The following is a 12,815-nucleotide window of genomic DNA, read 5'->3' on the forward strand; positions in this document are numbered from 1 at the left end:
ATGCATATGCCAAGTGGAACTCAATGGTTGATTATATTACTTATAGTAGTGTTACTTTTTGGTGCAAAAAAAATTCCAGAGCTTGCTAAAGGCTTAGGAAAAGGTATTAAAACTTTTAAAGATGAAATGAATACAGAAGATGATAAAAAAATTGTTCAAGAAGATGCGCAAAAAATTGAAAAAATCAATGAAAAAGATGTTCTTGTAAAAGAAAATAACGAAGAAGTAAAAAAAGCTTAAGGCAATACATTGAAAACTTTAGTTTATAAAGAAATTAAAGAAAAATTAGGAAGAGATTTTATCTTAGAAAATCCCAAGAATAAAAATCTAGCTCATTTTGCCACGCCTTTGGCTTTTTCTTTGGCTAAAGAATTAAAGCAAAATCCTATGATAATTGCCAATGATATTGTTGCTAAGTTAAAAGATTGTGATTGTTTTGAAAGTGTAGAGGCTTTAAATGGTTATGTAAATTTTAAACTTTCAAAAGCTTTTTTAAATTCTTTGGCTACGCAAGCTTTGGGCGATAGTGAAAATTTTGCAAAAGATGATAAAAAAGAGCAGAGTTTTTTACTTGAATATGTGAGTGCAAATCCGACAGGACCTTTACACATAGGACATGCTAGAGGGGCTATTTTTGGTGATACTTTAACTAGAGTTGCTAGGCATTTAGGGTATAAATTTGATACAGAATATTATGTCAATGATGCAGGTAATCAAATTTATCTTTTAGGTCTTTCTATATTACTTGCAGTAAAAGAGCATTGTTTAAAAGAGCAAGTTCAATATCCTGATGAGTATTATAAAGGCGAATATATCGTAGATGTAGCAAAAGAAGCTTTTGTTGATTTTGAAAAAGATTTCTTTGTAGAAGAAAGCATTCCGCAATTAGCACTTTGGGCTAAGGATAAAATGCTTAAAATTATCAAGCAAAATTTGGCCGATGCTAAGATATTTATTGATACTTATGTGAGCGAAACGAGTTATTATAATGAATTAGAAAATACCTTAAAAGCTTTAAAAGAGCATGGCGGTACTTATGAACAAGATGGTAAAATCTGGCTTGCATCAAGTGCTAAAGGCGATGAAAAAGATCGTGTGATTATTAAAGATGATGGAAAAGGAACTTATCTAGCTGCTGATATAGTTTATCATAAAGATAAAATGAGCCGCGGTTATGATAAGTGTATTAATATATGGGGAGCTGATCATCATGGTTATATAGCTAGAATGAAAGCTGCTATGGAATTTTTAGGTCATGATAGTCAAAATCTTGAAATTATCTTAGCGCAAATGGTTTCATTATTAAAAAATGGTGAGCCTTATAAAATGAGCAAAAGAGCAGGAAATTTCATCTTAATGGGTGATGTTTTAGAAGAGCTTGGCAGTGATGTGTTAAGATATATTTTTATTAGTAAAAAATGTGATACACATTTAGAGTTTGATGTAGATGAGTTTAAAAAAGAAGATAGCTCTAATCCTGTGTATTATATTAATTATGCTCATGCTAGAATTCATCAAGTATTTGCTAAAGCAGGTAAGAGTGTAGATGATGTTATGCATGCTAAATTTGAGAGTTTGAATGAAGATGGCATGAATCTTTTATTTGAAAGTTTAAATTTAAAAGCAGTGCTTAATGACGCATTTGAGTCAAGAGCCTTGCAAAAAATTCCTGATTATTTAAAAAATTTAGCTTCTTTATTTCATAAATTTTATAATGAAAATAAAGTGGTTGGTTCAGATAATGAAGATGAGCTTTTAAAACTTTTTGCCGTATGTGCTTTAAGTATTAAAACAGCTTTTGCACTTATGGGAATAGAGGCAAAAAATAAAATGAATCACGATTAATTTTGGTCGTGATTTTTACTTTTTTTAATACTTCTTGTCATCATAAAGCTTTGCTCAAAAAACAAAAGCAAAGTCACACTTACTCCTACTGCTAAGGCCAGTGTTACTGAAAGTGTTGTAAAAAAATGATCGAAAAATTGAATCAAGAAATTAGTCTTTTCGCTAATATCTTCTGAGCGTATAAAAGAAATCAAATACAATATAGCTTTATATGCATAAATTCCAGGTATCATAGGAATGAGAGCGGGAAAAGCTATGATTTCAGCAGGTGTTTTAAAAATCTTAGCTAAAAACAAACCAAGACAGCCTATGCTAAAAGAAGCTATAAAGGTTGCAATAGCCAAGGTTTGAAAGTCAAAATACCCCATCAAGGTAAAGCGCATGCCATGAGCTATAGCGGCTAATATGGCTGAGAGTATGAGTGTTTTAAAGGGTGGATTACACACATAAGCAAAACCAAAACCTGTTAAAGCTGCAAAAAACATATCCCAAAGTATAGAAGAATAATCAATCATCTTAAAATCCCAAAATCATTAATACCAAGAGTAGTGTAAATTCCAATGGCAATACAACATACTAATATCGCTACGCTTATAATACGACTAAGTCCCATAAGTATATGATCTTTTAAAATGTCTATAACGGAGTTTATAAAATAAACTCCAGGAATTAAATATAATATACTAGAACCCAAAGCAACATTAGCTTCTTGCACGAGTTTTAAATCCACTCCAAAAAATACAATAAAAGAAGATAAAAAAGAACAAATAATGTATTGAATTCTTAAATCAATTTTTATTCTAGTGAGTAAAACTCTTAAGCTAAAACCTACTAAAGTAGCTAAAAATACAAACAAGCAACCATAAAAATCTCCTCCAAATAGCTTGCAAAATGCTGAGTTTGCCACTGAAACTAAAAATAAATTCGCTAAAAAAGGATTTCTTGTGCTTTGTTTGAGTTTTAAAAGAGAAAATTTAGCTTCTTCTAGGTTGTATTTATGATCATGAATTTGCCAGCTTAATGCACTGAGCTCTAAAATAAATTTAAAATTAATGTGATTGTGTTTATTAGGTATGATATAGGTTCTTTGTATGGAATTATCATCTTTATCAAAAATATTTAGTGTGGTATGATGAAAGAAAAAATTCATGTTAATCTCATAACCATATGCATTAGCTATCCTTCCAACGCACTTTGCCACTCTTGCTGTGTAGGTTCCAGCACTTAGAAAAACACTAATGTATTCGATTAAAAAATCTGTTAAATTTTGAATAGATGGCTTTTGCATAACATTTTTCTTTGAAATAATTTTTATAAGATTTTATCAAAAATCAAATATAAAATCATATAAATTTAAATGTTTTTAGAAAATATATATTAAATTAAAGGAAATAATAAAATACCTAGCTAATGAAACTAGGTATTTAAAATTGAAATTTTAAGATATCTTTTTCCTTTTTTGGATATAGATATAAATAGCTACAATCATAGTAGCAAAAATAATACAAGCTACAATAACAAAATGCAAATATTCTTTGATTAAATCTTCATTTTTACCTAAAACATAGCCTAATATAAGCAAAATCAAACACCAAATTCCAGCCCCTAAACTAGTATAAAATATAAACTTTTTCAAATTCATTCTTGCTAATCCTGCGGGTAAAGAAATATACTGACGCAAACCAGGGATTAATCTACCACTAAAGGTTGATATCTCACCATGTTTGTTAAAAAAGGCTTCAAATTGAGCAAATTTTGCTTCATTAACTCCAAAATATTTGCATATTTTCAAAAGAACTTCCCGTCCTAAAAAATAACATAAATAATAATTAAGTAAAGCTCCTAAAAGAGCTCCAAAAGTCCCACAAAGCAGACATAGCCAAAAGTTAAGTTCGTTTTGATGGGCTAAATATCCAGCAGGTATCATCACTACTTCACTGGGAAAAGGAAAAAAGGAACTTTCTACAAACATAAGAAAAATAATCCCCCAATAACCCCAATCTTTTGCAAGAGTGAGTAAAAAATCTATAATATCACCAAGCATAAATAACCTTTATTTTTTAAGCTAATGATATAAGCTTAGTTTTAATGTTTTAAAAATATAGCATGGCTTTTGCGCAAATGATTATTAAAATACATAAAATCAATGCAATCAAGTGAGATTTTAAAGGATCTTTTCTTTTTAAAACTTTTATAAAAAATAAAGAATAAAAAGTCAAAGCTAGCATTGTTATTAGCAGCAAAAGCTTGATAAATAAAAATATGCCAAAATTACTCGCAAAAAAATCCCAAAAAGAGTTAATTTCATAAAAGCTCAAAAGATAAAATCCACTTAGTAAAAGTAAGATGAAAATACCAGCAAAAATAAAAATACTTGATTTAGTATAGGCTTTTTTGATTTTATCACAATCTTCTTTGTTTGCGTGTTGATAAGCAAAGTGATAAACACATACATCAAAAAATACATAGGCTATAAAAAATACAGCGCAAATAAGATGAATACAAATAAAAATAAAATGCATAATTAATCTCCTTAAAAATCATAGCACAATTTTAAGGAGATGTAAAATTAAAGTTTTTCTAAAATTTGGATAGTTTTGATTTTATCTCCTGCTCTAATGCTATCTAGTACTTCCAAACTTTCTTTATCTTCAGGGTTAATTTGCCCAAAGATAGTATGCACTCCGTCTAAATGAGGCTGTGGGCTGTGACAAATGAAAAATTGCGATCCGCCTGTATCTCTACCAGCGTGAGCCATAGATAAGCTACCTCTTAAGTGCTTGTGTTTTTGATCGTCACATTCACATTCTATCTCATAGCCAGGGCCACCTGAGCCTATACCATAAGGACAACCACCTTGTATCACGAAATTTGGAATCACGCGGTGAAAAACAAGCTCATCATAAAAACCATCATTAGCTAAATTAGCAAAATTACACACAGTTTGCGGTGCTTCATCGGGAAATAATTCTAATTTCATATCACCTTTTTCGGTGCTAATGATAGCAAAATTGTATTTTTTTGCATTTTTTGTGTCGATTTTTTTAAGCATTTTTTTGATCCTATTCTATATTAGTATAAACTGCTTGCACATCATCATCATCTTCTAATTTATCAAGCAATTTTTCAATATCAAGAAGTTGTTCTTCGCTAAAATTTACAGGATTGTTAGCAAGATACTCAAGTCCTGCTTTTTTAAGCACTAAACCTTTTTTTTCTATGGCATTGCTAAGCTCGCCAAAGGCAGTGTAATCACCTATAATTAGTAATTCCTCTTCATTTTGCTCAAGCTCTTCAAGTCCTGCATCAATGAGTTCAAGCTCAAGTTCTTCTAAATCTCCATCATATTTTTCAAGATGAAAAACAGCTTTATGTGAAAACATAAAAGTTAAAGAGCCATTTTGTAAAATTTCTCCACCATTTTTGCTAAAAATCGCTTTTACATTTGCTACTGTGCGTGTAGGATTATCACTCATACACTCAACAATGATTAAAGCTCCATGTGCTGCTTTTCCTTCATAGTGGATATTTTTAATATCAGCGCTATCTTTTCCACTTGCTCTTTTAATAGCTGCATCGATATTGTCTTTTGGCATATTATTAGCTTTTGCAGTAGCTATGGCACTACGAAGCTTTGGATTCATATCAGGATCAGCTCCGCCTTCTTTTGCTGCTACTTGTATAGCCTTTGCAAGTTTTGGAAAAAGTTTGCTCATTTTATCCCATCTTGCTTCTTTAGAGGCTCTGCGATATTCAAACGCTCTTCCCATAAATTCTCTCTTTCTTATATTGTTTTAAAGCTAAAAGTATAAACTAAAAAATCTAAATTTGATTTTAAGAATTACTTAGATATAATGAATAAATATTATAAAACATTATTTTATCTCACGACAATAAAAATCAAAAACATAAGGAAAAATATGAGTGCAAAAAAAGAAGTTTTAATTGCATGGTTTTTTTTAATTGGTGCTATTGTGTTTGAAGTTATAGGAACAAGCTTTTTAAAAATAGAGAATAAACTTTTTGGCTATTTTTTTATGGCCTTATTTATCGCTTTTTCTTATTTTCTTATGGGGCTTGCGGTTAAAAAAATTCAAATTGGTATTGCTTATGCAATATGGGAGCTTTTGGGGATGATACTAATTCTTTTGGTTTCTTTTGTGCTGTTTGAAGAAAGACTAACTAGTTTGCAAATTTTAGGAATTATTTTATCGATAATTGGAATTGCGATGATTAATTTGGGCGAGGTAAAAGAAGAATGAAATTGTATTTAGCAGTGATCGTTTTGTCAGCCGTTCTTGACATAGTGGCAAATTTGCTATTAAAAAAATCTGAAAGTTTTAAACATAAAAAATGGGGATTTGGGGCGATTTTTTGTGCAATTTTAGCTTTTTTTATGCTTTCTTTTAGTTTGGAATATGTTCCATTAAGTATTGCATATTCTACTTGGGGTGCTATTGGGATTATAGGAACTTGTCTTGGTGGTTGGGTTTTTTATAAGGAAAAATTAAATAAAATTGGCTTAGTTGGTATTGTTGTGGTTTTGATCGCAGTTGTGCTTTTAAATTCTTAAAATAAGGATAATAAGTGATTGTAAAAACTAAAAATATTAATTGCCAAAGTTGTGTCAATTTAATCAAGGCTTCACTAGAAGATGAATTTGGTACTATGCAAATAAATGTTGAAACAAAAAGCATAGAGATTGATTTAAAAGCAGAGCAAGTTGAAGAGTTCAAAAAACAATTGCAAGATTTAGGTTTTGAGATAGATGAAGCATGAGTTAAAATTAAAAATAGGTAATATGACTTGTGTTAATTGCTCTAATGCTATAGAAAAAGTTTGTGCAAAAATTGATGGAGTCGAAGATGTAAGTGTTTCTTATGTCAACTCTAGTGGAGTGTTTTTGCTTAAAGATTTATCCTTGGAAGTAAAAATCAAAGAAAAAATCAAAGCTTTGGGTTTTGAGATATTACAAGAAGAGCAAAATTTATACGAGTTTAAACTCAAAGAGCTTAAAAATATGAAAACAAAGCTTATCATGAGTATAATTTTAAGCTCTATTGTGATGTATTTTGAAATGTTTGTCCAAGGAAATGTTTCCGCTTTAATTCAAATGTTTTTATCTATGATAGCGATTTTTTATTGTGGAAAAGGTTTTTTTATCCACGCTCTTAAAGGATTAAGGCATAAAAATTTAGATATGAACACTTTGATATCCTTAGGTGCCTTTACTTCTTTTGTATATTCTTTTTTTGTGTATTTTGAAATATTTAGCAAAGATGGTTATTTGTATTTTAGTGGCGGAGCGATGATTATAAGCTTTGTTTTATTAGGTAAATACTTAGAAGAAAAGGCCAAATTTAAATCCTTAGAATATCAAAATAAATTAAAAAACATAGATATTAAAAAAGCTAATATAATCTTAGAAGATGGAAGTATAAAAAGCATACCCAGTGCTTTTGTAAAAGAAAATGATGTGATTTTAGTAAAAGAGGGCGAAAGCGTTGTTGCTGATGGGGTGATTATAGCAGGTGAAGCTGAGGTTGATGTGAGTTTTTTAACAGGAGAGTTTTTACCACTTTTAAAAAAGCAAGATGATGAGATTTTAGCAGGAACTGTGTTGATTAATGGAAGTTTAAAGATTAAAGCTAATAAAAAGGCGATTGAAAGTTCATTAGAACAAATCAAAGATCTTGTTTTTAAAGCAGGTAGTGTCAAAACACCTTTAGCAAATTTAGCTAATAAGATTTCAGCTTATTTTGTAGCTTGTATTATAATTTTATCACTTTTTGTGTTTGCTTTTTGGTATTTCAAAGAAGGAATTAATGCAGCGTTTTTACATGCTTGTGCTACGCTTTTAATCTCTTGTCCTTGTGCTTTGGGCTTAGCAACCCCTATAGCCATAGTTAGCGCTTTAGCAAATGGAGCAAGAAATTTTATCTTAGTGAAAAATCCAGCAGTGCTAGAGAATTTAGCTAGTATAAAACTTGCTATTTTTGATAAAACAGGTACTTTAAGTCAAGATGACTTAAGTGTTTATAAGCATAATCTAACTCAAGAAGATTTTCAAAAACTCACCCAAATTGAAAATTTAAGCTCACATCCAATCGCAAAGGCTTTTACTAAAGAATTGAATGTAAATTTAAATTTGCAAGGAAAATTAAGTGTTTTAGTGGGTAGTGGTTTGCTTTATGAGGAAAATGATGATGTGTATTTAATAGGCAATGAAAAATTAATGCTTGAAAATAGTGTTGATATACAAAAAAGCAAGCAATTTTTGCAAGAATTTGAAGATCAAGCACCTATATGTTTGTATTTTGCAAAAAATAATATTTGTCTTGGTGGGGTTTGCTTGAAAAATGAACTTAAAAACGAAGCTAAGGATTTGATAGCAAATTTAAAACAAAAAGATATAAAAAGCATTATTTTAAGTGGTGATAATGAAAAAAGTGTTGCCAAAATAGCAAATGAGCTTAATATTGATGAATATTATTTTGACTTAAAACCCGAGCAAAAGCTTGATTTTATAAAAGAAAAAATTAAAAAAGAAAAAGTGCTTTTTATAGGAGATGGTATCAATGATGCTCCTGCTTTAAATTTAGCTAGTGCAAGCATAAGTTTTTCCAAAGCAAGTGAGCTTGCTAAAAAAAGTGGAGATTTGATTTTAATAAAAGATGATTTATCTTTAATAGCTTATTGTTTTGAGCTTTCTCAAAGAACTAAAAATATCATCAAACTTAATCTTTTTTGGGCTTTTATTTACAATGCTTTGTGTATTCCTATTGCAGCAGGTTTTGTGCCATTTATAAGTCTTAGTCCGCATTTGGCAGCTTTAGCAATGTGTTTTAGTTCAGTAACAGTTGTACTAAATTCTTTAAGATTACGTTAGGTATTTAAGTTTATTTAATATTTTCTATAATATATTAATATAAATTTAACAAAAAGGAGTACTAGAATGAATTGCAACTGCGGTTTTTCTATGATGAATATAGTAAGATATTCTAAAATGATTATCTTGCTTACAGTTGCCTCTTTAGCGGCTATTGTTGTTTTTGGTAATGTAACTGATTACAATTCAAATTTTCAATTTGTAAAACATGTTATGAGCATGGATACCAAACCTGATTATTTAGGTAATGCTATTGTTTATAGAGCTATTACAAATTCTACTATCCATCATATTGCCTATATTTTTATTATTTGTTTTGAAGCTTTTATTATGTTAACTGCTTTAAAAGGCGTCTTGGATATGTTTAACGCAAGAAATTCAGATGCAAAAACTTTCCATGAAGCTAAAAAATTTGGAATCATTGCTTTAACTTGTTGTTGTTTACTTTGGTTTTTTGGCTTTCAAGTAGTAGCTGCAGAATGGTTTGGTATGTGGATGAGTAAAACTTGGAATGGCTTACCTGATGCTACCAGATTAGTAACTTATATGCTTTTAGCTTTAATTTATATTAGCATCAAAAACGATGATTGATTCATCAAACTCCTAAAAAGGAGTTTGATTTTATAGTTCATTAACAGCACGATATGCTTGATCAATTGCTGCGTGCATATAAGCATCCCAATCAGCATCTGAATTTGCTATAACGATATTACCAAAAGGTTTTCTTGCAAGTTCTATAGTTTTTTGCGCTTCTTCACTATCATCAAACAGACTGTTTTCTGTATATGAATAACAATGCCCCCAACGATTTACAACTATAGCCTTAATGTCTCTTTCATGGTCAAATCCAGCCGAGCCTAACATGCCTTGAAGTTGATCGCGAACGATTTTTTCATGTTCTTCAAAACTCATAGTGAATAATAAATTTCTACCCACTCTAGCTCTATCTCTTGCATCCATTCCTTCAAGGTCGATTCCTTGCATAGAAGCAAATACTAAAGGCGAGCATACCATATGAACACAAATAGGCTTTTTAGGATCTCTTGGGTGATGGTATCCTCCCATATCCACAGGATAATCAAGCTTGGTTCTAGCATAAGGCATTTTTGGTGAATAAATTTCATGTACTCCAAGTTTTATAAATGGTTCCCAGTTGCTTATAATAACATTTGTGTGTAAAAGAGAGGTTTTTACGTTTTTACTTAAAGCATCTTTTTGATCTTGTGGCATGCTTGGTACTATGTATGGAATCATACTATTATAATTTGCCATTACAACTTTTTTAGCTTTTACTCTATAATTTTTGCCTTTATTAACATAAGTTACTAAAGCTCCATCTTTTGTGTTTTCTACATTGATAACAGTGCTGTTTAATCTTAAACGCACTTTGTTTTTAGCAAGATCAAGTTTAGAATAATCAAAATGAGCTAGAGTAACTTCATCCATATCTTTACCTTTTTTAGATACATCAGGAATTAATCTTCTAACCATTAATCTAGCAACAGTAGCATTACCATCAGCGCAGTGGTGGATGTATGGTTCTTCCATTTCAGCTAATGCTTCTCCTTCGATTGGATCAAGACCAAGCTTGTCAAAACCAGGTAAAAATGAAGCTCTAGCATCTTCACAAGAAACAGCATCAATACCCAAAGCCAAAAAGTCATCTGTCATACCTTCAAAGAATTTTACAGCTTGTGGTGAAAGCTTAACTTTTTCTTCTAAGAATTTTTTATAGCTTGTTTTTGCTACATACTCATCTCTTTGCTCTTTTGTCAAGCCTTTTAAATAGTCTTTTTCGCTTTTAAATAAAGCAATTAAATCTTTTTTATCTTTTTCATTAAGAGGAAAATCACCTATAAAAGCTTCAACACTTCTGCCATTATGTCTTCCCTCAGGAATATCATCACAAATTACTTTTCTAGGGTTGCCACTTACGACCTTATCTACTCCAAATTCAGCCTTAGAAAAATACACACCCCTGCTAAGATTTAAATCAGGATAAAAATTTACATCAAAACGTTTAGCAAGCTCATCAATATCCACACCCAAAGATGATAATAAATCTACTACTTCTTTAGAATATAACGCCTTTGGTGATTGAAATGTTTCGCTACCACCATAACTTAAAATAGTACCATCTTCTAAATCTATTTCATTTCTTCTAGCATGTCCACCAAAATCATCATGATTATCAAGGATAAGAATTTTTTTATCTTTTCCAAATTTGTTTTGATAAAAACAGGCAGCTGCTAAACCACTAATTCCAGCTCCAACTACAACCAAATCATATTCTTGTTTAGGTTTGATAGCGCTAAAGTCAAATTTTTCACCATCTCTTAGCATATGTGCAAATTCATAACTTGCATTATTGCTACCCCTTAGTCCAAGCCATTTTGGAGGATAGTATTCTTTGGTAAAATCTTCGATTTTGGCTTCTTTACCATATAATACTTGCAAAGGAGTCATTCCTGCAAGTATAGTTAAAGCCATTCCGTTTAAAAAATCTCTTCTTTGCATGATCGTCCTTAAAATAAGATATATCAAGTCTTATTTTAAGAATATATTTATATATTTACTCTTAAAAGTGTTTCATTTGAATACAAATTTTTATAAAAAAGTTACTTTTTTTCTCTTTTTATAATTTTTATATAGTTTAATAAGTAGAAAAATCAAGGCTAGACTTAAAGCTAAAAAATGTGGAATTTGTGGTATTTTTGCAGATAAAAAATAATGCCAAGCTACTAGCAAAAAGCAAAAATATCCAAGTTTTCTTATTTTACTCATTTTTTTAAAAAACTTAAATGAGCTTATAAACATAAATGTGAGTATAAAAAAGCTTACAAAACCACTAAATTCTAAATTTTTACTAAAAGTATCTTTGAAAAAAAGTATTAAATCTAAATTTTTTCCAAAAGCAAAATAATTAAAAAAGTGAATCAAAGTCCAAAAAAATGCATAAAAACCTAAAAATTTAGGGTAATCTTTTGTGTGTTTATACTTTAAAAGTGAAAAAAACAGGCTCAATCCAAAAAAGATTAAGCCAAATATACCACTATAAAAATATACAGATTTTACAATATCAAATTCTTGCATGATTTGATAGATGCTAAAAACAATACTTAAAGCAAAGGCTAAAAATCCACCGATATTATAAACTTTTTTGCTCATTAAAAATTAACCTTTAAATCCATATCTTTATACAAATGTGCTACTTCTTTTTCATAGCCATTAAACATTTGTGTAGGCTTAGTGAAAAAATCTCCCAAAGGACGTTCGTTTGCTTGAGACCATCTTGGATGAGAAACATTTGGATTAACATTGGCATAAAATCCATATTCTCTAGGGTTTGCTAGCTCCCATGTGGTTTTAGGTTGTTCTTTGGTAAATTCTATTTTTACAATAGATTTTATACTTTTAAAGCCATACTTCCATGGAACTACAAGACGAATCGGTGCTCCGTTTTGTCCTAATAAAGGCTTTTTGTACATACCCACAGCCATAAGCGTTAGTGGATGCATAGCCTCATCTAATCTTAAACCCTCTACATAAGGATAGTCAAGAGTTGGGAAAAATGAAGCTTGATCGGCAAATTGATTTTTATCAAAAAGAGTGGTAAATTTTATAAATTTAGCCTCACTTTTGACTTTGCATTTTTCTATTAAAGCACGCAATTCAAAACCAACCCAAGGCACTACCATAGACCAAGTTTCAACACAACGAAATCTATAAATTCTCTCTTCTAAAGGAAAGGCTAATAAATCTTGCATGGTTAAAGTCAAAGGCTCTTCAACTTCTCCGCTAACTTCTATTTTCCAGCCGTTTGTGTTAAAATTTTTCGCAAGCTCTACGGCTCTTTTTTTATCAGTAGAAAATTCATAAAAATTTACATAATTAGTCGCAATTTTTTCATCGCTAAGTTTTAATTTTTCATTATTAGGATCAGGAAAGAAATTTAATGCCATCAATTCAGATTGAACTAAGGCTGAACTAACTAAAGCTCCAGCACCTAGTTTTAAAAAATGGCGTCTTTTTTTATATAATTGTTCGTTTGTGATATTCATAATTTTCCTTTATAAGTTTT

16 protein-coding genes are annotated in these 12,815 nt (G+C 30.2%); 7 read left to right on the plus strand and 9 right to left on the minus strand.

Features of this window, described 5'->3' with window-relative positions; all coding sequences use genetic code 11:
• Positions 1-240: a twin-arginine translocase TatA/TatE family subunit gene (locus tag L8U98_RS01835; protein WP_039618758.1), complete on the plus strand. Its 240-nt coding sequence runs from the start codon at positions 1-3 to the stop codon at positions 238-240.
• Positions 241-249: 9 nt separating this feature from the next.
• Entirely contained in the window at positions 250-1,845 is a 1,596-nt protein-coding gene (gene argS, locus L8U98_RS01840; RefSeq protein ID WP_263724761.1) for an arginine--tRNA ligase, read from the plus strand.
• Here argS and L8U98_RS01845 read toward each other — a convergent pair.
• The 6 genes from L8U98_RS01845 to L8U98_RS01870 form a co-directional block, all read right to left on the minus strand.
• Positions 1,842-2,360 carry a threonine/serine exporter family protein gene (locus L8U98_RS01845; RefSeq protein ID WP_263724762.1) on the minus strand — a complete coding sequence of 173 codons (519 nt, stop codon included), beginning with the start codon at positions 2,358-2,360 and terminating at the stop codon, positions 1,842-1,844. The two genes, argS and L8U98_RS01845, sit on opposite strands and share 4 nt — an antisense overlap.
• A complete protein-coding gene (locus L8U98_RS01850) occupies positions 2,357-3,133 on the minus strand; it encodes a threonine/serine exporter family protein (protein ID WP_263724763.1) in 777 nt (258 codons plus the stop codon). Before L8U98_RS01850 ends, L8U98_RS01845 begins: the two co-directional genes overlap by 4 nt.
• Positions 3,134-3,283: 150 nt before the next feature.
• Complete coding sequence (locus tag L8U98_RS01855) at positions 3,284-3,889, minus strand: DedA family protein (protein ID WP_263678813.1); 606 nt, start codon at positions 3,887-3,889, stop codon at positions 3,284-3,286.
• 49 nt (positions 3,890-3,938) lie between these two features.
• The gene (locus L8U98_RS01860) at positions 3,939-4,367 is read right to left on the minus strand and encodes a trehalose-6-phosphate synthase (protein ID WP_263724764.1); all 429 of its coding nucleotides are present in this window, start codon (positions 4,365-4,367) and stop codon (positions 3,939-3,941) included.
• A 47-nt stretch (positions 4,368-4,414) separates the two neighbouring features.
• Positions 4,415-4,897, minus strand: a complete 483-nt coding sequence (locus tag L8U98_RS01865; RefSeq protein WP_263663075.1) for a peptidylprolyl isomerase — start codon at positions 4,895-4,897, stop codon at positions 4,415-4,417.
• A 10-nt stretch (positions 4,898-4,907) separates the two neighbouring features.
• Positions 4,908-5,615, minus strand: a complete 708-nt coding sequence (locus tag L8U98_RS01870) for a YebC/PmpR family DNA-binding transcriptional regulator (protein WP_214098152.1) — start codon at positions 5,613-5,615, stop codon at positions 4,908-4,910.
• A gap of 150 nt (positions 5,616-5,765) precedes the next feature.
• Between L8U98_RS01870 and L8U98_RS01875 the strand changes: the two genes are divergently transcribed.
• The 5 genes from L8U98_RS01875 to L8U98_RS01895 all read left to right on the plus strand — a co-directional run bounded on the left by L8U98_RS01875 (position 5,766) and on the right by L8U98_RS01895 (position 9,325).
• Complete coding sequence (locus tag L8U98_RS01875; RefSeq protein ID WP_263707311.1) at positions 5,766-6,107, plus strand: DMT family transporter; 342 nt, start codon at positions 5,766-5,768, stop codon at positions 6,105-6,107.
• Between the two features lie 2 nt (positions 6,108-6,109).
• Positions 6,110-6,418 carry a DMT family transporter gene (locus L8U98_RS01880; RefSeq protein ID WP_263707320.1) on the plus strand — a complete coding sequence of 103 codons (309 nt, stop codon included), beginning with the start codon at positions 6,110-6,112 and terminating at the stop codon, positions 6,416-6,418.
• 14 nt (positions 6,419-6,432) lie between these two features.
• Positions 6,433-6,624 carry a cation transporter gene (locus tag L8U98_RS01885; RefSeq protein WP_263707309.1) on the plus strand — a complete coding sequence of 64 codons (192 nt, stop codon included), beginning with the start codon at positions 6,433-6,435 and terminating at the stop codon, positions 6,622-6,624.
• Positions 6,614-8,734 (plus strand): heavy metal translocating P-type ATPase, encoded by a 2,121-nt coding sequence (locus L8U98_RS01890; protein WP_263724765.1) that lies wholly within the window; start codon positions 6,614-6,616, stop codon positions 8,732-8,734. Before L8U98_RS01885 ends, L8U98_RS01890 begins: the two co-directional genes overlap by 11 nt.
• 66 nt (positions 8,735-8,800) lie before the next feature.
• Entirely contained in the window at positions 8,801-9,325 is a 525-nt protein-coding gene (locus tag L8U98_RS01895; RefSeq protein ID WP_263724766.1) for a DUF2165 family protein, read from the plus strand.
• 30 nt (positions 9,326-9,355) lie between these two features.
• Here the strand turns inward: L8U98_RS01895 and L8U98_RS01900 are convergent, their stop codons facing one another.
• The 3 genes from L8U98_RS01900 to msrP all read right to left on the minus strand — a co-directional run bounded on the left by L8U98_RS01900 (position 9,356) and on the right by msrP (position 12,795).
• On the minus strand, positions 9,356-11,251 hold the full coding sequence (locus L8U98_RS01900; protein WP_263663081.1) for an NAD(P)/FAD-dependent oxidoreductase: 1,896 nt from the start codon (positions 11,249-11,251) through the stop codon (positions 9,356-9,358).
• A 90-nt stretch (positions 11,252-11,341) separates the two neighbouring features.
• Positions 11,342-11,902 carry a sulfite oxidase heme-binding subunit YedZ gene (locus L8U98_RS01905; RefSeq protein ID WP_263724767.1) on the minus strand — a complete coding sequence of 187 codons (561 nt, stop codon included), beginning with the start codon at positions 11,900-11,902 and terminating at the stop codon, positions 11,342-11,344.
• On the minus strand, positions 11,902-12,795 hold the full coding sequence (msrP, locus tag L8U98_RS01910) for a protein-methionine-sulfoxide reductase catalytic subunit MsrP (protein ID WP_257396805.1): 894 nt from the start codon (positions 12,793-12,795) through the stop codon (positions 11,902-11,904). The genes L8U98_RS01905 and msrP overlap by 1 nt, the downstream gene beginning before the upstream one ends.
• Positions 12,796-12,815 lie beyond the last annotated feature (20 nt).

Source organism: Campylobacter sp. RKI_CA19_01128, from assembly GCF_025771175.1.
Classification (GTDB): Bacteria; Campylobacterota; Campylobacteria; order Campylobacterales; family Campylobacteraceae; genus Campylobacter_D.

What these genes read in the sequence shown, in the direction of transcription:
- L8U98_RS01860 (WP_263724764.1), bottom strand. Translation starts at nt 4,367, where the DNA reads ATGCATTTTATTTTTATTTGTATTCATCTTATTTGCGCTGTATTTTTT.
- L8U98_RS01865 (WP_263663075.1), bottom strand. Translation starts at nt 4,897, where the DNA reads ATGCTTAAAAAAATCGACACAAAAAATGCAAAAAAATACAATTTTGCT.
- L8U98_RS01835 (WP_039618758.1), top strand. Translation starts at nt 1, where the DNA reads ATGCATATGCCAAGTGGAACTCAATGGTTGATTATATTACTTATAGTA.
- L8U98_RS01900 (WP_263663081.1), bottom strand. Translation starts at nt 11,251, where the DNA reads ATGCAAAGAAGAGATTTTTTAAACGGAATGGCTTTAACTATACTTGCA.
- L8U98_RS01875 (WP_263707311.1), top strand. Translation starts at nt 5,766, where the DNA reads ATGAGTGCAAAAAAAGAAGTTTTAATTGCATGGTTTTTTTTAATTGGT.
- L8U98_RS01895 (WP_263724766.1), top strand. Translation starts at nt 8,801, where the DNA reads ATGAATTGCAACTGCGGTTTTTCTATGATGAATATAGTAAGATATTCT.
- L8U98_RS01850 (WP_263724763.1), bottom strand. Translation starts at nt 3,133, where the DNA reads ATGCAAAAGCCATCTATTCAAAATTTAACAGATTTTTTAATCGAATAC.
- L8U98_RS01855 (WP_263678813.1), bottom strand. Translation starts at nt 3,889, where the DNA reads ATGCTTGGTGATATTATAGATTTTTTACTCACTCTTGCAAAAGATTGG.
- L8U98_RS01890 (WP_263724765.1), top strand. Translation starts at nt 6,614, where the DNA reads ATGAAGCATGAGTTAAAATTAAAAATAGGTAATATGACTTGTGTTAAT.
- L8U98_RS01905 (WP_263724767.1), bottom strand. Translation starts at nt 11,902, where the DNA reads ATGAGCAAAAAAGTTTATAATATCGGTGGATTTTTAGCCTTTGCTTTA.
- L8U98_RS01845 (WP_263724762.1), bottom strand. Translation starts at nt 2,360, where the DNA reads ATGATTGATTATTCTTCTATACTTTGGGATATGTTTTTTGCAGCTTTA.
- L8U98_RS01870 (WP_214098152.1), bottom strand. Translation starts at nt 5,615, where the DNA reads ATGGGAAGAGCGTTTGAATATCGCAGAGCCTCTAAAGAAGCAAGATGG.
- msrP (WP_257396805.1), bottom strand. Translation starts at nt 12,795, where the DNA reads ATGAATATCACAAACGAACAATTATATAAAAAAAGACGCCATTTTTTA.